General features: G+C 58.3%; 19 protein-coding genes and 1 tRNA gene. 8 read left to right on the top strand and 12 right to left on the bottom strand.

The genetic code is table 11. The features are described from left to right. The first annotated feature begins 10 nt into the window (after window positions 1–10). Both lpdA and PSJ8397_RS05255 read left to right on the top strand, forming a co-directional pair. Window positions 11–1399, top strand: coding sequence for a dihydrolipoyl dehydrogenase (gene lpdA, locus PSJ8397_RS05250; RefSeq protein WP_085863555.1), 1389 nt, complete (start codon window positions 11–13; stop codon window positions 1397–1399). Window positions 1400–1573: 174 nt separating this feature from the next. After that, the gene (locus PSJ8397_RS05255) at window positions 1574–2419 is read left to right on the top strand and encodes a tellurite resistance TerB family protein (protein ID WP_085863556.1); all 846 of its coding nucleotides are present in this window, start codon (window positions 1574–1576) and stop codon (window positions 2417–2419) included. Here the strand turns inward: PSJ8397_RS05255 and PSJ8397_RS05260 are convergent. Both PSJ8397_RS05260 and PSJ8397_RS05265 read right to left on the bottom strand, forming a co-directional pair. Then, entirely contained in the window at window positions 2416–3066 is a 651-nt protein-coding gene (locus tag PSJ8397_RS05260; protein WP_085863557.1) for a GntR family transcriptional regulator, read from the bottom strand. The genes PSJ8397_RS05255 and PSJ8397_RS05260 overlap by 4 nt on opposite strands. 31 nt (window positions 3067–3097) lie before the next feature. Then, window positions 3098–3787, bottom strand: coding sequence for a M48 family metallopeptidase (locus tag PSJ8397_RS05265; protein ID WP_085863558.1), 690 nt, complete (start codon window positions 3785–3787; stop codon window positions 3098–3100). Between the two features lie 105 nt (window positions 3788–3892). On the opposite strand from PSJ8397_RS05265, the gene PSJ8397_RS05270 reads away from it, so the two are divergent. Together PSJ8397_RS05270 and PSJ8397_RS05275 are read left to right on the top strand one after the other, a co-directional pair. Then, window positions 3893–4222 carry a TIGR02300 family protein gene (locus PSJ8397_RS05270; RefSeq protein WP_085863559.1) on the top strand — a complete coding sequence of 110 codons (330 nt, stop codon included), beginning with the start codon at window positions 3893–3895 and terminating at the stop codon, window positions 4220–4222. Between the two features lie 115 nt (window positions 4223–4337). Next, window positions 4338–4413, top strand: a tRNA-Ala gene (locus PSJ8397_RS05275). 68 nt (window positions 4414–4481) lie between these two features. On the opposite strand, the gene PSJ8397_RS05280 is transcribed toward PSJ8397_RS05275, so the two are convergent. From PSJ8397_RS05280 to PSJ8397_RS05290, 3 genes are all read right to left on the bottom strand, one after another. Next, entirely contained in the window at window positions 4482–4694 is a 213-nt protein-coding gene (locus PSJ8397_RS05280) for a hypothetical protein (protein ID WP_143515377.1), read from the bottom strand. An 87-nt stretch (window positions 4695–4781) separates the two neighbouring features. Further along, window positions 4782–5615 (bottom strand): glutathione-dependent disulfide-bond oxidoreductase, encoded by an 834-nt coding sequence (gene yghU, locus PSJ8397_RS05285; RefSeq protein ID WP_085863561.1) that lies wholly within the window; start codon window positions 5613–5615, stop codon window positions 4782–4784. Between the two features lie 90 nt (window positions 5616–5705). Further along, window positions 5706–7322 (bottom strand): GMC family oxidoreductase, encoded by a 1617-nt coding sequence (locus PSJ8397_RS05290; RefSeq protein ID WP_085863562.1) that lies wholly within the window; start codon window positions 7320–7322, stop codon window positions 5706–5708. A 117-nt stretch (window positions 7323–7439) separates the two neighbouring features. Here PSJ8397_RS05290 and PSJ8397_RS05295 point away from each other — a divergent pair, with 117 nt between their 5' ends. The 4 genes from PSJ8397_RS05295 to PSJ8397_RS05310 all read left to right on the top strand — a co-directional run bounded on the left by PSJ8397_RS05295 (window position 7440) and on the right by PSJ8397_RS05310 (window position 11694). Continuing rightward, window positions 7440–8672: a TRAP transporter substrate-binding protein gene (locus PSJ8397_RS05295; protein ID WP_085863563.1), complete on the top strand. Its 1233-nt coding sequence runs from the start codon at window positions 7440–7442 to the stop codon at window positions 8670–8672. 148 nt (window positions 8673–8820) lie between these two features. Then, window positions 8821–9519, top strand: coding sequence for a TRAP transporter small permease (locus tag PSJ8397_RS05300; RefSeq protein ID WP_085863564.1), 699 nt, complete (start codon window positions 8821–8823; stop codon window positions 9517–9519). 1 nt (window position 9520) lies between these two features. Continuing rightward, on the top strand, window positions 9521–10927 hold the full coding sequence (locus PSJ8397_RS05305) for a TRAP transporter large permease (protein ID WP_085863565.1): 1407 nt from the start codon (window positions 9521–9523) through the stop codon (window positions 10925–10927). Then, window positions 10927–11694, top strand: coding sequence for an IclR family transcriptional regulator (locus tag PSJ8397_RS05310; RefSeq protein ID WP_085863566.1), 768 nt, complete (start codon window positions 10927–10929; stop codon window positions 11692–11694). The genes PSJ8397_RS05305 and PSJ8397_RS05310 overlap by 1 nt, the downstream gene beginning before the upstream one ends. On the opposite strand, the gene PSJ8397_RS05315 is transcribed toward PSJ8397_RS05310, so the two are convergent. The 7 genes from PSJ8397_RS05315 to PSJ8397_RS05345 form a co-directional block, all read right to left on the bottom strand. Further along, window positions 11691–12089 (bottom strand): Na+/H+ antiporter subunit G, encoded by a 399-nt coding sequence (locus PSJ8397_RS05315; protein WP_085863567.1) that lies wholly within the window; start codon window positions 12087–12089, stop codon window positions 11691–11693. The two genes, PSJ8397_RS05310 and PSJ8397_RS05315, sit on opposite strands and share 4 nt — an antisense overlap. Next, entirely contained in the window at window positions 12086–12373 is a 288-nt protein-coding gene (locus PSJ8397_RS05320; protein ID WP_085863568.1) for a K+/H+ antiporter subunit F, read from the bottom strand. Before PSJ8397_RS05320 ends, PSJ8397_RS05315 begins: the two co-directional genes overlap by 4 nt. Then, on the bottom strand, window positions 12370–12870 hold the full coding sequence (locus tag PSJ8397_RS05325; protein ID WP_085863569.1) for a Na+/H+ antiporter subunit E: 501 nt from the start codon (window positions 12868–12870) through the stop codon (window positions 12370–12372). Before PSJ8397_RS05325 ends, PSJ8397_RS05320 begins: the two co-directional genes overlap by 4 nt. 1 nt (window position 12871) lies before the next feature. Continuing rightward, complete coding sequence (locus PSJ8397_RS05330) at window positions 12872–14410, bottom strand: monovalent cation/H+ antiporter subunit D (RefSeq protein ID WP_085863570.1); 1539 nt, start codon at window positions 14408–14410, stop codon at window positions 12872–12874. Beyond that, window positions 14407–14751: a Na+/H+ antiporter subunit C gene (locus PSJ8397_RS05335; RefSeq protein WP_085863571.1), complete on the bottom strand. Its 345-nt coding sequence runs from the start codon at window positions 14749–14751 to the stop codon at window positions 14407–14409. Before PSJ8397_RS05335 ends, PSJ8397_RS05330 begins: the two co-directional genes overlap by 4 nt. Window positions 14752–14753: 2 nt before the next feature. Continuing rightward, window positions 14754–17630, bottom strand: a complete 2877-nt coding sequence (locus PSJ8397_RS05340) for a monovalent cation/H+ antiporter subunit A (RefSeq protein WP_085863572.1) — start codon at window positions 17628–17630, stop codon at window positions 14754–14756. Window positions 17631–17780: 150 nt separating this feature from the next. Further along, window positions 17781–18065, bottom strand: a complete 285-nt coding sequence (locus PSJ8397_RS05345) for a DUF1330 domain-containing protein (RefSeq protein ID WP_085863573.1) — start codon at window positions 18063–18065, stop codon at window positions 17781–17783. Between the last annotated feature and the right edge of the window lie 158 nt (window positions 18066–18223).

Raw genomic sequence — 18223 nt, forward strand, 5'->3', positions numbered from 1 at the left:
GAATCTCACCATGGCCAACTACGACGTCATCATCATCGGATCCGGCCCCGGCGGCTATGTCAGCGCCATCCGCTGTGCGCAGCTGGGCCTGAAAACCGCCTGCGTGGAAGGCCGCGAAACGCTGGGCGGCACCTGCCTGAACGTGGGCTGTATTCCGTCCAAAGCCTTGCTGCATGCCTCCCATATGTTGCATGAGGCCGAACACAATTTTGCCGCCATGGGCCTCAAGGGCAAATCGCCATCGGTCGATTGGAAACAGATGTTGTCCTACAAAAACGACACCATCGGCGCCAACACCAGCGGCATCGAATTTCTCTTTAAAAAGAACAAGGTAGACTGGCTCAAAGGTTGGGGCTCGATCCCTGAGGCGGGCAAAGTGAAGGTCGGTGATGAGGTCCATGAGGCCAAGAACATCATCATCGCCACAGGCTCCGACGTGGCCACCCTGCCGGGCGTTGAGATTGACGAGAAAACCGTCGTCTCCTCCACGGGTGCGCTGGAACTTTCCAAGATCCCCAACAAGATGGTCGTGATCGGTGCGGGCGTCATCGGGCTGGAACTGGGGTCTGTCTACAAACGTCTTGGGGCTGAGGTCACGGTGATCGAATACCTTGACGTCATCACCCCCGGCATGGACGCCGAGGTGCAGCGCACTTTCCAAAAGCTTTTGAAAAAACAAGGGCTTGAATTCATCATGGGGGCTGCTGTTCAGGGAGTTGAGGCCAAGAACAACAAGGCGACCGTCACCTACAAACTACGCAAAGACGACAGTGAGGCGACGCTTGACGCCGATGTTGTCCTCGTCGCGACGGGCCGCAAACCCTACACCGATGGCCTTGGTCTGGCGGACCTTGGCGTTGAGATGTCGGGGCGGGGCCAGATCAAAACGGACGGTCATTACAAAACCTCCGTCGAGGGCATCTACGCCATCGGCGATTGCATCGACGGGCCGATGTTGGCGCACAAGGCTGAGGACGAGGGCATGGCCTGCGCCGAAGGCCTCGCCGGTCAGAAACCGCATGTTAACTATGATGTGATACCAGGGGTCATCTATACCCACCCTGAGGTCGCGAATGTCGGCAAAACCGAAGAACAGCTGAAAGAAGACGGGCGCGACTACAAAGTTGGCAAGTTTTCCTTCATGGGCAATGGCCGCGCCAAGGCCAACTTTGCCGCAGATGGTTTTGTGAAAATCCTTGCGGACAAGGCGACTGATCGAATTTTGGGCGCGCATATCGTGGGGCCCATGGCGGGCGATCTGATCCACGAGATTTGCGTGGCCATGGAATTCGGCGCCGCTGCCGAAGACCTCGCGCGTACGTGCCACGCACACCCGACATATTCTGAGGCCGTGCGTGAGGCGGCCTTGGCCTGCGGAGATGGCCCAATTCACTCATAAGGTGTGGCGAAAATTCGGCCAACAGATCAATGCCCGTCTTGAAACAGGCGGGCATTGATATTTTCTATTTTACTTTCAAATACTTAAATAAATTTACTTAAATTTAATCATCGCCATACCTTCGCCCTAAGGGCGAAATAGACCTGTCCCAATCGTAAAATCGATGGGATGAGTATGCGCCGTTTGTTTCTTTCATTTTCCTCCGCCCTTGCCATGGGTGTCACGCTGTTTGCAGCAACGCCAGCACAGGCCACCGTGGGTCAATATGGCACCGACTTGCGGTTCGTCACGCACACGACAATCCCCAGCCCTGGCGGGGGTGAGGCAATCGCCCTGTGTCATTTGGTGGATTACATGCATGTCCTGTTCATCCCCGTCTACACCACCGTCGAAGGCTACGCCCTCGCGACCGGCGACTGCACCGCGGAGACCTATCGCGACTTGAGCACTGAGAACCTGATGGACCTAAAGGCCGCAGGATTCGTGCCGCAGAACGTCCCAGACACACCGCACACCGGATGGGCTGATCTGGCTTGGGGTCACGCCTGGTTGATCATTGGCGCAATCGGGCTTCTGTACCGTGGCCTCACTTTGCTGCCCATGGGCCGCCGCAAACGGCGCGCCGCAGCGCCGGACACCCTTGCGATCCATTCGCTTGTCGCCATGTCGCAGGTGGCCGTGGCCGATGGCACAATTGATGATCGAGAAATCAGGCAGATTTCCACCATCCTGACCCGTCTGACAGGACAGGGGTATTCAATGGAACGGGTGGCGGAGCTTCTGCAACGCCTGAAGCCCACGCCTTCCGATCTGGCGCAAGTCGGCGCTGATTTGACGTCCAATGACCGCCAAATCGTGCTGGAGGCCGCGCTGAACATTGCCGTGGCAGATGGCGAAATTCACCCCAGCGAATATGCTGTCGTGTCTGATCTGGCGCAGCGGATGAAGATTGGGGCGGATCAGTTCCGCGCCGCACTGCACCGGATATCAGCCCACATGAGCATGGGTCAGGCCGCCTAGACCTTCAGCATCCGAAGGCCTTGCGTGGCGTCCGACCGCACGGCGAGCTTCAGGCTCGCCTCATCTCCGGCCTTCAGGGCGGCAAGGATCAGTTTGTGGTTGCGCGGCGTTTCCGTGCGGCGCAAGCGACCATAAAGCTTTGACATGGTCGGCCCAAGCTGCAGCCAAATCGTTTCCGCCATGGCCAGCATCGCAGGGGCCTGCGCCCGCAGATAAAGGGTGCGGTGAAATTCAAGGTTCAGCCGGATGTATCCCGGCGCATCTTGGCGGGCGATGACCGGCGCGATGCGGTTGTTGATTTCCTCCAACCGGTCAATCAGCGCCAGATGGGCGCGGGGCAAGGCGCGGGCGGCGAGTTCCGGTTCCAGCAAGGCCCGCAGGGTGGCCAGCTCCTCGATCCGTTCGTTCGACAGCTCAGGCGTTGAGACACGGCCGGACGAGGACAGGAACAACGCGCCTTCGGCCACCAAGCGCCGCGCCGCCTCTCGTGCGGGGGTCATGGACACGCCAAATTCCGCGCCAATGCCGCGCAACGTCAAAGCCTGGCCGGGGTGGATTTCGCCATGCATGATCCGCAGCCGCAAGGCACGGTACACGCGGTCATGGGCGGCGCCTGTTGGCTCTGTCGCTTTGGATTGGATCAACATGGGGTGAGTGTGATCACATCACGGGCGGGGGTCAATCGAAACGGACACGGTGCAGCGCGCTGCCATGATTTTTTAACCAGACGCGGCAGGCTTTGTGATCTGGAAACAAGTCTTCGACGACGCCCCAAAACCGGGACGAATGGTCCATGTGCTGCAGGTGGGCAACCTCATGCGCGGCGACGTATTCCAGCACCGCGGGCGGGGCCATAATCAGCCGCCATGAATACATCAGATCGCCTGCGCTGGAACACGACCCCCACCGGGACCGCGTGTCGCGCAGGGTGATGCGTCCATAAGGGCGGCCCAAGGCCGCCGCATATTTTTCAGACGCGGCGACCAATCCGTCCCGCGCCTGAAGTTTCAAAAATGCCTTCACGCGCGCCGCGACCTTCGCAGGCTCATCGGGCACGATCAGGCCCTCTGGGCCCACCCGCGCCCGCCGCACGTCACCCGCCATGACCCGCAGTTCTTGCCCGCGAAAGGGCACGGTGCCACCAATCTGCACCGCGACCTCGGGCGCGACCTCGGCAAGGTGTTTGCGCAGCCAGGCCTCACGGTCTTTGAGGAACGCCATCCCCTCACGTTCAGGCACCCGTGTGGGCAATGTCAGCGTTGCACGCCCATCGAGGCGTGACACGCGCAACGACAGCCGCCGCGCCCGCGAGGACCGCCGCAACAACACTTCTACTGGGGGGTTGCCATCAAGGATCAAACAGCCCATATCCGCCTTTCAATATGCACGCGCCAAACCCTTTGACACCATACCGGTGTTATGGCAGTTGGCGACGATCCGGCCAAGTGGCCGCACGGTTCAAAGGAAGATGACATGCCTAAGGAAGAGTGGGGAACCAAGCGCGTTTGCCCGACCACCGGAAAGCGGTTTTATGACCTGAACGCTGACCCTATCGTCAGCCCCTACACTGGCGAAGTCGTGACCATCGACACCGGCAAAACCCGCACCATGGTTGCGGATGCCGAAGATGCGCAGACCAAGAAGATGAAAGACGAGTCCGAGGATGAGGATCTGGTCCTCGATGACGACGATGACGATTCCGACGTCGATCTGGGTGATGATGTTCTGGATGATGATGACGACGACGATGATGTGTCCTTGGACGAAATCGCTGACGTCGCGGCGCCCGACGACGATTCTTAAGAAAACGGGTTTCAGGGCGAGAATTCCTCTTGATCTCGCCCGCCCTGCTGCGTAATCAGCACATCGTTGCCACCGTGATATAAACGGACACCAGACAGGCAACACCCAATGGTTTGGGGCATTAGCTCAGCTGGGAGAGCGCCTGCATGGCATGCAGGAGGTCAGCGGTTCGATCCCGCTATGCTCCACCAACCATTTCTCAATTCATGAAATATGAGCGGACCGGACACGCAGTGCGTCGAGGCGGTTTGGATTGGGGTCAGAGACGGTTGTTCAGCGCGCGGCTTTGATCGATCACGGCTTGGGCGAGCCGCGCGGTTTCGATCATTTTTTCCGATGCGATCTGCATGCGTTGCGCTGTCGTGCGCATGATCAAGGCCTCTGCTGTCAGATCAGCAACCTCATCCGAGATACGACGGATTTGGTCCAAAGACTGCGCATTTTGGCGATACATGATCATATCGTGTTTCATGTGTCCGAAACGCAAAACCGGCGAAATGGTTCCGCCGGTTTTCAACTTTTTTCGACTATTTTCGATATGTCTTTTTACATAGTTGATTTAAGACGATATTTTTTTGAAATCGCTGGCGTCATGACGTTCTTTTAGCTGCTCATGGGGTTCGCCCCAGGCGCGATTGACCATACGACCCCGCTGATATGCCGGGCGCGACATCACATCATCCGCCCACCGGTTCACATGTTCATAGCTGGCCACATCGAGGAAGTCTGCCGCGTCATACAAAAGACCTTTGACCAAGGCGCCGTACCACGGGGCCGTCGCCATGTCTGCGATCGTATACGCCTCTCCTGCGAGGTAGCGGCGGTCCTCAAGGTTGCGATCCAGGACATCCAGCTGGCGCTTGGCCTCCATCGCGAAACGATTGATGGGGTATTCGAATTTCTCTGGCGCGTAGGCATAGAAGTGCCCGAACCCACCCCCGAGATATGGGGCCGACCCCTGCAGCCAAAACAACCAATTGAGAGTTTCCGTGCGACCTTCCATATCCTTGGGCAGAAACGCACGGAATTTTTCGGCCAGATACAGCAGGATCGCGCCACTTTCGAAAACACGGACGCCGGTGGATTTGTCGAACAGCGCTGGGATTTTTGAGTTCGGGTTGACGTCTACAAACCCACTTGAGAACTGGTCGCCTTCATTGATGTCAATGAACCAGGCGTCGTAGTCCGCGCCATAGCCTGCCTCCAACAGCTCCTCCAACATGACGGTCACTTTGACCCCGTTGGGTGTCGCAAGAGAGTGCAGTTGCAAGGGGTGTTTCCCGGTCGGCAAATCCTTGTCGTGGGTCGGGCCTGCGATGGGGCGGTTGATGCTGGCGAACTTTCCGCCGCTTTCGGAATCCCACGTCCAGACTTTGGGGGGCGTATAGGTCATGTCAGGCTCCTTCATATGTCTTGGGACATAGCTAAGGGCCGCGGGCCAAACAACAATGGCCTGACATGATTTTGTCGGAATGTGCCGCCCTCAGGCCATGGCCATCGTGTCTTCAAGGATCAAATCGCTACACTTCTCGCCGATCATGATCGCCGGTGCGTTTGTGTTGCCGGACACGATTTCGGGCATGATGGAGCAATCCGCAACCCGCAGTCCGGCGATCCCATGGACGCGAAGACGGTCATCCACGACGCTGTCTTTGCCCGCACCCATCTTGCAGGTGCCCGTCGGATGGTAAATCGATGCGGTGTTGTTGCGCGCCCAATCCAGCGTTGCGTCGTAGTCGTTGATGTCCAGACTGCTGTTGGGCCGGAATTCTTCCGAAATTTTGCTGGTCAGCGGCGCATGACGGGCAATCGTGCGGGCGATGTTGACGCCCGCAACCACAGTGTCGCAATCCGTCTTGGTCGACAGGTAGTTCGGAATGATCGCCGGATAATCACGCGGGTTCTTTGATTTGAGGCGAATCTCCCCCCGCGATTCGGGCCGCAGTTGGCAGACGGACATTGTGAAGGCGGAAAACTTGTCCGCCCCCTTGCCCGGATTTTCAGCGGACAGAGGTTGGACGTGGAACTGAATGTCCGGCGTGTCCAGATCATCGCGCGTCTTGAGAAACCCTGTCGCAAGGCTGGCTGCCATCGTCATGGGGCCCGCGCGGAACATCAGGTACTTTAAACCGATTTTAGCCTGCCCAAAGAGGCTGGAGACCTCATCGTTCAAGGTTGGCTCATTGCATTTGTAAACCAGTCGCGCCTGCAGATGGTCTTGCATGTTTTTGCCTACGGCAGGCAGATCTGCCACGACATCAATGCCTTGCTCGGCCAGCTCATCCCCGGCACCTATGCCGGACAGCATCAACAACTGCGGGGAATTGATCGCCCCGCCCGACACCACAACCTCACGGCGGGCGGTCACTTTGACCTGCTTGCCGGACCGGTCGGTGTAGATGACACCGGTGGCGCGCTTGCCCTCAACCACGATCTTATCGGCTTGTGCATGGGTGACGATCTGCAAATTCTCACGCGATTTGACAGGATTAAGGTAGGCCACCGCCGCAGAACACCGCCGACCATTGCGCGATGTCAGTTGGAAAAAGCCGACGCCTTCCTGGTCCACACCGTTGTAATCAGGGTTAAATTTATAGCCCGCAGATTGCGCCGCCGCGACCCAGGCGTCAGTAATAGGACGTTGAATGCGCATGTTGCTGACCGACAGCGGGCCTTGGTCGCCGTGATACGCGTCTGCGCCACGCTCATTGTTCTCGGCCCGCTTGAACAATGGCAGCACGTCATCCCAGCCCCAGCCCTTGTTGCCCATCTGGCGCCAACGGTCGTAATCCTGGCTTTGCCCGCGCACATACAACAGGCCATTCAGGGAAGACGATCCCCCCAGAACCTTGCCGCGCGGCCATTCGATTGATCGCCCATTCAGGCCAGGATCGGGTTCTGTTTTATAACACCAGTCGACAGACGGGTTATGAATCGTTTTAAAGTAGCCCACAGGGATGTGGATCCATGGGTTCAAATCCCGCCCTCCGGCCTCAAGCAGGATGACCTTGTTTTTCGGATCGGCGCTCAATCGGTTGGCCACCACACACCCGGCAGAGCCCGCGCCTACCACAACGAAGTCGGCCTCAAGGTTTTCCATGGGGAACGGTCTCCTGCTTAAATTTTGGGCTGGGTGAAAAAATTTCTTGCCACACTGCAATAATGCGCGTCAGTATTGAGACTGCAAGTATCAATCTTGCCTTAGGGAGGAAAATTAATGAAAGCTTCTAAGGTGCTCAGCACCATTTCTCGCCGTGATCTGTTCAAGCTGACAGGTCGTTACGGCATCTCGTCCGTTGTGATGGGGGCCGCAGGCCTGACAGGTGCAGTGACCCTGCCCAACATCGCAAAGGCCGCCGAATCCGAATACGAAAAGCGTTTCGCGAATGAACCAAAGCACACCCTGACACTGGGCGCTGCTGGGTTTAACCCGCAGAACCTTTTGATCGAACGCGCTGGCGTTCTGACCTTTGCCCGCGATCTGGAGGAGCGCACCGAAGGTGAGATCCGTGTCGAGTTCGTCGGTGACAACCAGATCTGTGGTCAGCTGTCATGTGCCGAGAAGGCCCAGCTGGGCGTGATCGACATGTATTCTGCATCCACGCAGAACTCCGCCGGATCTACACCTTATCTGAACGTGCTGGACTATGCGTATATGTTCCGCACACGGGCCGACCAGTACCACTTCCTGTACAGCCCCGAGTCCATGGATCTGCTGCGCAACCCTCTCGAAGAGCGTCACGGCCTGAAGTTCCTCTTCAGCCACTGCGAATTGCGCGGCATCCAGCTGGGCAACAGCTTTGCTGACAAAGGCCCGATCACATCCGTGACACAGCTGGCCGGCACCAAGAACCGCGTGACAGGCACACAGCTGGGCCGCATCGCGATGGAGCTGATGGACCTGAACCCTGTGCCAGTGGCATGGGAAGAAACCCTCGACGCCCTGCGCACCGGTCTGATCGACGGCGCGGAAACATGGGCGTCTGCTGTGGCTTACGCCAACATGTCGCCTGCTGTGACCCAGTCTGTGGACATGGGCTTCTTCTGCGGCACAGAGCACACCGGCATGAACGCCGCCGTGTTTGACGCCATGGAAGAGCATCTGCAGGAAGCGATCATGGAATCTGCCTACCTAGCACAGGTCTATGTCCAGCACGCCAACGAGGCAGCCTTGGTCAACACGGTCGGCTTCACCGATCCGCCGATGCCAGGCACGATCTTTGCGGAAAACGATGTGGCTGTGTCCATCTTCACCGACGAAGCCCGCAAAGAAGCCGAAGAGATGTGTTCGCCTGAGTTCCAGCCAGCGGCTTGGGAACAGTGGCGTGAGCGCATCAACGGTTGGGCCGGTGGCCGCGACACGTATCAGGAAATCTATGACCTGGTCCGCAACGGCAACCCACACACAATCGCCGAAAACGTCGAACCACGTCGTTGGTGGCGCACCTAAAAGCGGCTTCAAGACCGCGAAACCAAACTGCGGGGCGGGTGGCACATGCCTCCCGCCCCTCTTTATCCAAGGCCATTCAATTTACAGCCGCCCACACAAGAGCGGCACAGAGTCAGCCAAGATCGTGCTGACCGTGGGAGGGACCAGAATGTTAGAGCTGTTAAGCGGCACAGGACAAATATTCGCCGGATTGGGCAGTGTATTTGTTGACGTGCTGACCGGCAATGAGCCGGACTTTTTTCCATTGCGCCGGTTAATGTTGTCGAATGCGGTCTGGATGTGGGGCGTGGTGACGACACTGTTGGGCGGGCTGCTGATCGCGCTCTTGTACCGTGCTGTCCCGTGGGTGGAACGCAATCTGGAACCGACATTGATGGTCGTGTCCTACCTGACCATCGGCGCCATCATCTTTGTCGAGGTGATCCGCCGCTTTATCTTTTCCGAACAATTCCCGTGGTCCACGACGATCCCCGGATATCTGTTCCTGATCATGACCTGGACCGGCTGCAGCTATAACGTGCGGCTGCGCACGCACCTGTCGTTCTCAGAATTCCGGTCAAAAATGCCGCGCATGCCGCAATTTGTGTTGCTGATGGCGGATGCTGCTTTGTGGTGGGGGATTTGCCTCTTGGTCATCGTGACCGCCACGGGCGTGATGGTGAACGCGGGCAACAACTTTATGATCGTCACCGGCACCAACAACGTCATGGTGTGGTGGTTCATGGCCACATTGCCGATTGCCTTTGTGCTGCTGTCGGCGCGGGTCTTTCAGAACCTGTTCCAAGACATCGGCAACTACCGGAACGGTCGTCCCCTGATCGAGCAAGCCGTGTTGGGAGGGCAGTAAAATGGATACCGGAACTCTCGTCACTCTCATTTCCATTGGCGTCACCGTGATGTTCATGCTGGGCATGCCTGTCTTTCTGGTCATCGCCTATTGGGTGCTGGGCACATCGCTGGCCCTGGGCCAACCGCTGGTCAACATCGGCACGGCCTTGTCGGATGTGTTCACGGACGGTTTTGCCTTGCTGGCGATGCCGCTCTTTATCCTCACCGGTGACTTGATCAACCGTGCGGGCATCGCGCGGCGGCTGTCGGACTTTGCCTATGCCTGCCTTGGCTGGCTGCGCGGTGGTTTGGCCATGGCCGCGATCGGAGCCTCTGGTTTGTTTGCCGCGATCTCGGGGTCGAACTCGGCCACGACGGCAACCATCGGGTCCATGCTGCACCCTGAAATGGTGAAAGGCGGCTACGATCCCCGCTTTTCAGCGGCAACCGCAGCCGCAGGCGGCACCGTCGGGATCATCATCCCGCCGTCGATCATCTTCATCGTCTATGGCTTCATCATGAACCTGTCGATCAACGACCTGTTCATCGCGGGCATTCTGCCCGGTGCCTTGATGGTGCTAGCGATGATCATCACGGCCTTCATCGTCTCCACGATGAACAAATGGGGCGTGTTGATTGGGCTGGATCCGATCCGCGTGATGAAAACCGCCCTTGGCGGCTGGTTGGGGTTCTTTGCCATTGGTCTGGTGCTTTGGGGCATCTACACGGGCAAATTCTCCCCCACTGAGGCCGCGGGTGTGACCGTGGGCTTCTGTGTCATCGTTGGCTTCATCTGCCTGCCGATCTATAAGGCGATGCGGATCGACGAAGAGCGGGACATCAACGAACGCGGGTTCAAGGAAATGGTCGTGGTGCGTGGTTTCGGTCCGCTTGAGCTGCCGTCCATTACCATGCGGTCCGCCCAGATCACCGGTATTCTGGCCCCGCTGATCGCCATTTCGGTGGTGATGCAGCAGAACCTGTCATCATTGGGCGCAAAGGAGCTGATCGAAGGCTTCCTGACCTCTATGGGCGGCTACTATCCGGTGCTGTTCACGGCCATGGCGATTGTGTTCGTGTCCGGCATGGTTCTGGAATCGCTGCCAGTCACGATCATTCTGGCGCCCATCTTGGCCCCTATCGCCCATTCTGTTGGCGTCGATCCGATCCAGTTTGCGGTGGTCTTCCTTGTGGGGGCGTCCATCGGCTTCATCACCCCGCCGTATGGTCTCAACCTCTACGTGGCGTCAGGGGTGACGGGGGTTCCGTATTTCAGATTGCTCAGATACTCGACCATGTATCTGTTCGCCCTGATCTCGGTCTGGTTCCTCGTGGCGCTTGTGCCCGGGATATCGAAGGCCTTGCTGCCGGGCGGCGTGATCTTTGAAATGATCCAGTCAATCTTTGGCGGAGGGGCCCCAGCCTAATGGACGGACAGACCTCGGATACGATCCCGACCAACCTGCGCCTGCTTTTGGTGCTGGAAGAGGTTGCGCGCGTTGGGGTGCCTGTCACCCCGACGGAGGTCAACGCCCAGTTGGGGCTGCCCAAACCCACAATCCACCGGCTTTTTGCCACATTGGAAGACGAAGGGTTCTTGCAAAAAGACATCGACGGGCGGGCCTATTCGCCTGGCCGTCGGTTGCGCGGAATGGCGACGGGTGTTCTGTCATCTCTGCGCATTCGCGCCGCCCGTCTGGCGGTGCTGCGCAAGCTGAGCGCGCAAATCGGCGAGACGTGCAACATCGCCCTGCCCGACCGCGACAGCATGATTTATCTTGAACGGGTTGAAACGGAATGGCCGCTGCGCATCCAACTCCCCGTGGGCACGACTGTGCCGTTTTATTGCACAGCGTCAGGCAAGATGTACCTATCGACGCTGCCCAAGGCCCATCTGGCCCGCTATGCCGCATCCGAAGAGTTTGAGGCCAAGACCGCAAACACAATCGCAAATGCCGACGATCTGATCGCCGCCGTGGCCGAAGTCCGCGCGCAAGGCTACGCGACCGACAGTGAGGAATTCATGGACGGCATGATCGCACTGGCCGTGCCGGTTATGGATGGCAACGACCGGTTGGTGGCCACGCTGTCCTTCCACGCGCCAACAGTGCGTTTTGATCTGGACCGGTCGCTGACTTTCCTTGAAGACATGCGATCTGCGGCCACCGATTTGGCGAGTCTGCTTTTGGACTAACCCTTGCTGAGGGTCTGCTCGGGATGGGCGCCTGCATCCTCTTCGCGCTGGACGAGGGTCGACCACTCCTCCGTCTTGGCCAATTCCGGCGGGGTGTCGCATGACCGGCGGTGAATGTTCACCTTGCTGATGAAATTCGCCGAAATGGGGGCCGTGACGAACAGGAATGCCATGATCAGCAATTCATGCAGCGATCCCTGCCCCTGTACGAACGAATAGACCATCGAGGCCAGCAGGATCATCCCGATGCCCATGGTGCCCACCTTGGTTGGTGCGTGCAGACGCGTCATGCTGTCGTTCAGTTTGATTAAACCAAAGGTGCCCACGAGCGCGAAAAACGCACCGACAAACAGGCAAATGGCCGCGAAATAGGTTCCGATCTCAGCCCAGTTCATTCGATGATATCCCCCCGAAGCACAAAGCGCGCATAAGCCACCGTGGACACAAAGCCCAACATGGCGATGATCAGCGCGGCCTCAAAAAACAACTGCGTGCCCTGCCACAAACCGATCAGAACGATCAGGCCAATGGCGTTGACCACCATGGTATCCAGCGCAAGAATGCGGTCCCCTGTGCTGGGCCCGATCACAAGACGCACCATCGACAGCACCTGCGACACGGCCACAGCAGCAAATGACACGATGATGGCAAGGTTCATCAGTTCGTCTGCGGGCATCATACGAAAATCTCCTTCAGGCGGGCTTCATAGCGGGATTTGATATCATCGCGCACGGCATCTGGGTCTTTTGCATCGAGGGCGTGGACAAGCAAATGATGCCCCGTATTGCTCATGTCCGCAGACACGGTGCCGGGTGTCAGGGTGATTGTCCCTGCAAGGATCGTGATCGCCTCAGGGCTGCGCAGATCCAGCGGGATCGTGATCCAGACGGAGCGCAGGTTCTTGTTGCGGCGGGTCAGGATGATCCATGCCACTTCGATGTTGGCAATGATGATGTCCCACAGAACGATCAGGACGTAGCCTATCATTTTCACGATACGGAACCCTTGGGGACGGTCCGGCCACCAGTTGGCTGTCAGCCGTGGAATGATGACGCCAAGGATCACGCCGAAAACAGCCATGCCCCAGGAAAATTCGTTCTGTAGCAAAATCCAGACCACGGCCATCAGCAGCGTCAGAAAGGGGTGCGGAAACAGCCAGTTGAAGAAACGGATCATGTTAGGAGCCCTCCGACGGGGTGCTGAGCTTTCCGGGGGTGTCGACCACGGTGCTGATATAGGCCTCGGGGTTGAAGAGCTGATCGGCGGTCGCAAGGGTGAAATCGTGGACAAAGCCCCCAAACGCCGTCAACGCAATAGACATCGCCAGCAGCCCCATCACGGCGGCATAAGCCATTGCGTTGGGCGGCTGCGCTGTCTGATCCTCCTGCGTGGCATAGGCTTTGGCCTTCCAGAACACGGTGCTGCCCGCGCGGCCAAACCCGACGATGGCGATCAAGGACGAGGCCAGAATGACCGTCCAGATCAGGGCCAGCCTGTCGGTGTCGTAGGCCGCGTCGAGGATCAGCAACTTGCCGATAAAACCGGACAGCGGCGGCAGGCCCGCCATAGCGATGGCCGCAGCAAAGAACAGAGCAGCGGTCAAAGAGGCACCTGCGACAGGGGGCATCGCCCGCAACACCAAAGACGTGCGGCTGTCTTTCACCATGTCCACGATCAGGAACAAGGCCGCCCCCGCCAACGTGGAATGGATGATGTAATACAGCGCGGCGCCAATGCTGGCCGGTGTGAACATGGAAATCGCGACCAGCACCATGCCCATGGACCCGATGACCGCGAAGGTCACCAAACGGTCGAGCTTCTTGGCGGCCAGCACCCCGATCATCCCCAACGCCAACGAGATCAGCGCCGCCGGTTGCAACCAGACATCATGCAGGCCCGATGTGACCTCAAGATCAGGGGGGAAGACGATGGTGTAGACCCGGATGATCGCATAGGCGCCCACCTTGGTCATGATCGCGAACAGCGCGGCCACTGGCCCCGGGGCCTCGGCGTAGCTGCTGGGCAGCCAGAAATGCAGCGGCACAAGTGCCGCCTTGATGGCAAAGACCAACAAAAGCAACACGGCCGCGACACGGATGCCCACGGTCTCGCTTGCATCAATCTCCGTCACGCGGCGGGCAAGATCGGCCATATTCAACGTGCCCGCTTCCGCGTAAATCGCGCCCAACGCGAACAAGAACAACGTCGATCCCAGGAGGTTGAACAGCACATATTGCACGCCCGCGCGCAGCCGTTCGTTGCCGCCCGCGTGGATCATCAACCCGTAGGAGGCGATCAACAGCACCTCAAAGAACACAAACAGGTTGAACAGGTCGCCCGTCAGAAACGCGCCCATAATGCCCATGATCTGGAACTGGAACAGCGCATGGAAATGGCGGCCCCGATCATCCCAGCCGGACCCAATGGCGTACATCAGCACAAACAGCGACAGCACCGCTGTCAGCAGGACCATCATTGTCGAAAGACGGTCCCCCACCAGCACAATGCCAAAGGGCGCGGCCCAATCGCCCAGCTGGTACAAAATGACGGTCCCGTCTGATGCGACCCACAACAGGCCGATCGCAATCGCAATCTGGGCCAGAATGCCAACCACCGAAAAGACCCGCTGAATGTTCAGGTGATACCGCGCAGCCAGCACGATAAAGGGCGCCAGAATGGCGGGCAGGATAACGGGGGCGATGATCCAATGGGTCATGTCACGTCCTCCGTCTCGTCAGACTTTGGATCGTTCACACGGTCATCATTGGACCCCAGATAGGCCCCCAATGAAATCATCACGACCACAGCAGTCATCCCGAATGAAATCACAATCGCCGTCAGCACCAAGGCCTGCGGCAACGGATCGGCGTAAACCTCGGCGTCTGTTAGAATGGGCGGCGCGCCCACGGTCAGGCGGCCTGAGGCAAACAGGAAGACGTTGACCGCATAGGTCAGCAGCGAAATCCCGAGGATCACAGGGAACGTGCGCAAACGCATGACCAGATACAGGCCTGCGGCGGTCATGATCCCGATGGCGGAGGCAACAAGAACTTCCATCGTTACACTCCCTCCGGGTTCGTGTTCGGAACGGCCTGATCCCGCGACGGGTCAATATCCATGGGTTCGTCAGAGTCCTTAATATGGGCGCGGCGCGCCAGACGTGAGAAACTTTCGAGAGACAGCATGACAGCCCCAAGAACGGCGAGGAAAACGCCAAGGTCAAACAGCAGCGCCGTCGCCAGTTCAAATTCCTGGAAGGGCGGAATGCGCACGTAGGTAAAATCCGTCGTCATGAACGGCTTGCCCACGAACCAGGACCCGATGCCGGTCAAGCCAGCGATCAGAACACCGGCCCCGATGATCCCGTGATAGGGGAAGCGTTGGCGGTCTTCGGCCCAGGCAAAGCCGGAGGCCATATATTGCATCACCACCCCAATCGACACCACAAGGCCTGCGATAAAGCCACCCCCGGGTTCGTTGTGCCCGCGCAGGAAGATGTAGAAGCCAACCATCAGCACCACGGGCATCATCACCCGTGTCAGCACCACCATCATCATCGGGTGCTGGGTGCCCGACAGCGGCTTATCCGGCACACGGTTCAACAGCCGTGCGCGCACTGGCCCGCTGAGCAGTGTTTCGGTCAGCGCGTAAATCAGCAGGGCCGCGATGCCCAACACGATGATTTCGGCGTAGGTGTCAAAGCCACGGAAATCCACGAGGATCACGTTGACCACATTGGTGCCGCCGCCGCCTTTGTAAGAATTCGCGAGATGGAATTCAGAAATAGGTGCCACTACCGCGTCACGCAGCAGATAGTGATATGACAACGCCATAGCGGCCAAACCGCCCACAGCAGCCACTGACACATCGCGGATGCGTTTCCACAACGGGCTTTCTTCGGGGGTCACGTTCGGCAGGAAATTCAGCGCCAACAGCAGCAGGATAATCGTCACCACCTCAACCGTGATCTGGGTCATCGCCAGATCCGGCGCGCTCAGGTAGACGAACCCGACAGACACCATCAGGCCCACGATCCCGATCAGGATCAACGCCAGCAGGCGGTTGTGATGCAACGAAGCAAGGCCTACGGTGGCGGCGGCCAGCATGACCCAGCCTGCGACCTCAACCCAACCGATGGGCTGGACCGCACGCACCGCCTCGCCCACAGTCCCTGTCGTCCACGCGTGGTAGCCTGCGGCCAAGATCGCGATCGTCGCGATCATCGCGTAGCGGGTGAAGGCACCATTGTGCAGCGGGTGGATCGCCCAGCGCGCCCACATCAATAAGGCAGCAATAATATCGTCGAAGATGGACTTCGCCTCGGGCCGTGGGGTTTTGTCCCACACCGCCAGGAGCGGCTTGAACAGCGCCAGAACGATCAAGCCACCGACAATGGCGATAATGGACATGATCAGCGGGGTGTTCACGCCGTGCCAGATCTTGATCGTGTAGTCCGGCACCTCAGCCACGCTGCCAATGACGGAGGCGGTGACCAGTTTCACAAACGGGGCCGCCAGAAACGGCGCCACACCGATGGCCACAACCAGCACGATCAAAATCGCAGGCGGCAGCCAGAGGCCGGGGCCCGGATCATGGGGTTTGGCCGGATAGCTTTCGGGATCACGTTTCTTCCCAAGGAAGGTGTGCCCGATCAGGCGGAAGCAGTAGGCCGCCGACATGAGAGACCCGAAAGTGACCAAGGCAGGCACCAACCATTCAGGACCAAAGAGATACGTCTTCTCCATCTCTTTGAGCATCATTTCCTTGCTGAGGAAGCCATTGAGCAGCGGAATCCCCGCCATGGACAGCGCACCCAACGTGGCGATGACAAAGGTGATGGGCATCAGGTGGCGCAACCCGCCCAAGATGCGGATGTCGCGGGTTTTGGTTTCGTGATCGACAATCCCCGCGGACATAAACAACGCCGCCTTGAACGTCGCGTGGTTCAGGATGTGGAACACCGCAACCATTGCGCCAAAGGCCGTGCCCGTGCCCAGCAACATGGTGATCAAACCCAGATGCGACACGGTTGAGAAAGCAAGCAACGCCTTCAGGTCATGTTTGAACAGCGCGATGACTGCGCCCAGAACCATCGTGATCAGACCAGCCGTGGTGACGACGTAGAACCATTCGGGCGTGCCCGACAGCACGGGCCACATGCGCGCCATCAGGAAAATCCCCGCTTTCACCATCGTGGCCGAGTGCAGATAGGCCGATACAGGTGTCGGCGCGGCCATCGCATGGGGCAGCCAGAAATGGAACGGGAATTGCGCGGATTTCGTAAAACAGCCGATCAGGATCAGCAGGAGGGCGGGCACATACAGCGGATCGGCCTGAATGGCCTCACGGTTCTGCAAAATTACGCTCAGGTCATAGCTGCCGGCGATGTTGCCAAGGATCAGCATGCCGCCAATCATCGCCAGACCACCCATGCCAGTCACCGTCAGCGCCATGCGCGCGCCTTGGCGTCCGGCCTCAAGATGTTTCCAGTAGCCAATCAGAAGGAAAGACGACAGCGATGTCAGTTCCCAGAAGATCAACAACAAAAGGATGTTATCGGACAACACGATGCCGACCATCGCGCCCTGGAACAACAACAGGTAGGTGAAAAATTCGCCCATGTTGTCTTCGCGCGCCAGATAATGGCGGCCATAGACGATGATCAACATGCCAATCCCAAGGATCAACAGCGCAAAGAAGAACCCGAGCCCGTCCAGCATCAACGTCACGTTCAGGCCCAACTGAGGGAACCAATTAAATCCGGTCTGGACAACCTCACCCGCCAAAATCGCGGGAAGATTTGTCAGAAGACCGATAAACGCGGCCAAGGATACCGTGAATGTCACGCCCCCTACGGCTTGCCGTCCTGCAGAATTCATCAACCCGGGCAGCAGTGCGCCCAAGAACGGTAAGGCGACGATAAGAAAGAGGGACACGTTAACTCCTGAATCCTAAGGGCCGAAGGTTTGGCCCTATCTGGGTCAGAACTAGTCCTCTCTCAAGAGAAACCGACAAAAATCCTCATAATTGACCCCGAAAATCGACATCAACTGACGTAAATTACCAAATTGTGGGTATGTCTTGGGCTATAAGCCTTCGACGAATTTGTAGTCTCGGTCAGATACAGGCAGCGCGTAGGACAGCGCCTCTTGGTATTCGGGGCTGTGATAAAACGTCTTGGCGGTGTCCATGTCTGCGAATTTGACGATGACACAGCGGGCACGGGTCGTGCCCTCCATCACCTCAACTTTGCCGCCACGGGCCAGAAATTCACCGCCGTATTTCGCCACGGCTGGTCCGGCCAGTTCAGCGTATTTGGCGTATTCGTCGGCATCTTTGACGTCCACTTGGACGATGGCATAGGCGGGCATGGCGGGGCCTCCGGCTGCAATTGCGTTCAGTTTCCGCCTTCATCTTAGGCAAATGGTGCTGCGCGTCTACGCAAAGTTCGGCAACATCACACCTTCCCCATGGTTCTAAATTTTACCGTTTGATAAAAAAATATTCTGTGCCAAGGTGAAATCAGCAA

The sequence above is a fragment of the Pseudooctadecabacter jejudonensis genome, assembly GCF_900172275.1.
GTDB lineage: Bacteria > Pseudomonadota > Alphaproteobacteria > Rhodobacterales > Rhodobacteraceae > Octadecabacter > Octadecabacter jejudonensis.

Bases quoted from the DNA above. Each gene is read 5' to 3' on its own strand.
- PSJ8397_RS05295 (WP_085863563.1), top strand. From the start codon at position 7,440: ATGAAAGCTTCTAAGGTGCTCAGCACCATTTCTCGCCGTGATCTGTTC.
- PSJ8397_RS05305 (WP_085863565.1), top strand. From the start codon at position 9,521: ATGGATACCGGAACTCTCGTCACTCTCATTTCCATTGGCGTCACCGTG.
- yghU (WP_085863561.1), bottom strand. From the start codon at position 5,615: ATGACCTATACGCCCCCCAAAGTCTGGACGTGGGATTCCGAAAGCGGC.
- PSJ8397_RS05300 (WP_085863564.1), top strand. From the start codon at position 8,821: ATGTTAGAGCTGTTAAGCGGCACAGGACAAATATTCGCCGGATTGGGC.
- PSJ8397_RS05330 (WP_085863570.1), bottom strand. From the start codon at position 14,410: ATGACCCATTGGATCATCGCCCCCGTTATCCTGCCCGCCATTCTGGCG.
- PSJ8397_RS05310 (WP_085863566.1), top strand. From the start codon at position 10,927: ATGGACGGACAGACCTCGGATACGATCCCGACCAACCTGCGCCTGCTT.
- PSJ8397_RS05335 (WP_085863571.1), bottom strand. From the start codon at position 14,751: ATGGAAGTTCTTGTTGCCTCCGCCATCGGGATCATGACCGCCGCAGGC.
- PSJ8397_RS05345 (WP_085863573.1), bottom strand. From the start codon at position 18,065: ATGCCCGCCTATGCCATCGTCCAAGTGGACGTCAAAGATGCCGACGAA.
- PSJ8397_RS05255 (WP_085863556.1), top strand. From the start codon at position 1,574: ATGCGCCGTTTGTTTCTTTCATTTTCCTCCGCCCTTGCCATGGGTGTC.
- PSJ8397_RS05260 (WP_085863557.1), bottom strand. From the start codon at position 3,066: ATGTTGATCCAATCCAAAGCGACAGAGCCAACAGGCGCCGCCCATGAC.
- PSJ8397_RS05320 (WP_085863568.1), bottom strand. From the start codon at position 12,373: ATGATGCCCGCAGACGAACTGATGAACCTTGCCATCATCGTGTCATTT.
- PSJ8397_RS05265 (WP_085863558.1), bottom strand. From the start codon at position 3,787: ATGGGCTGTTTGATCCTTGATGGCAACCCCCCAGTAGAAGTGTTGTTG.
- PSJ8397_RS05280 (WP_143515377.1), bottom strand. From the start codon at position 4,694: ATGAAACACGATATGATCATGTATCGCCAAAATGCGCAGTCTTTGGAC.
- PSJ8397_RS05315 (WP_085863567.1), bottom strand. From the start codon at position 12,089: ATGAACTGGGCTGAGATCGGAACCTATTTCGCGGCCATTTGCCTGTTT.
- PSJ8397_RS05290 (WP_085863562.1), bottom strand. From the start codon at position 7,322: ATGGAAAACCTTGAGGCCGACTTCGTTGTGGTAGGCGCGGGCTCTGCC.
- PSJ8397_RS05325 (WP_085863569.1), bottom strand. From the start codon at position 12,870: ATGATCCGTTTCTTCAACTGGCTGTTTCCGCACCCCTTTCTGACGCTG.
- lpdA (WP_085863555.1), top strand. From the start codon at position 11: ATGGCCAACTACGACGTCATCATCATCGGATCCGGCCCCGGCGGCTAT.
- PSJ8397_RS05270 (WP_085863559.1), top strand. From the start codon at position 3,893: ATGCCTAAGGAAGAGTGGGGAACCAAGCGCGTTTGCCCGACCACCGGA.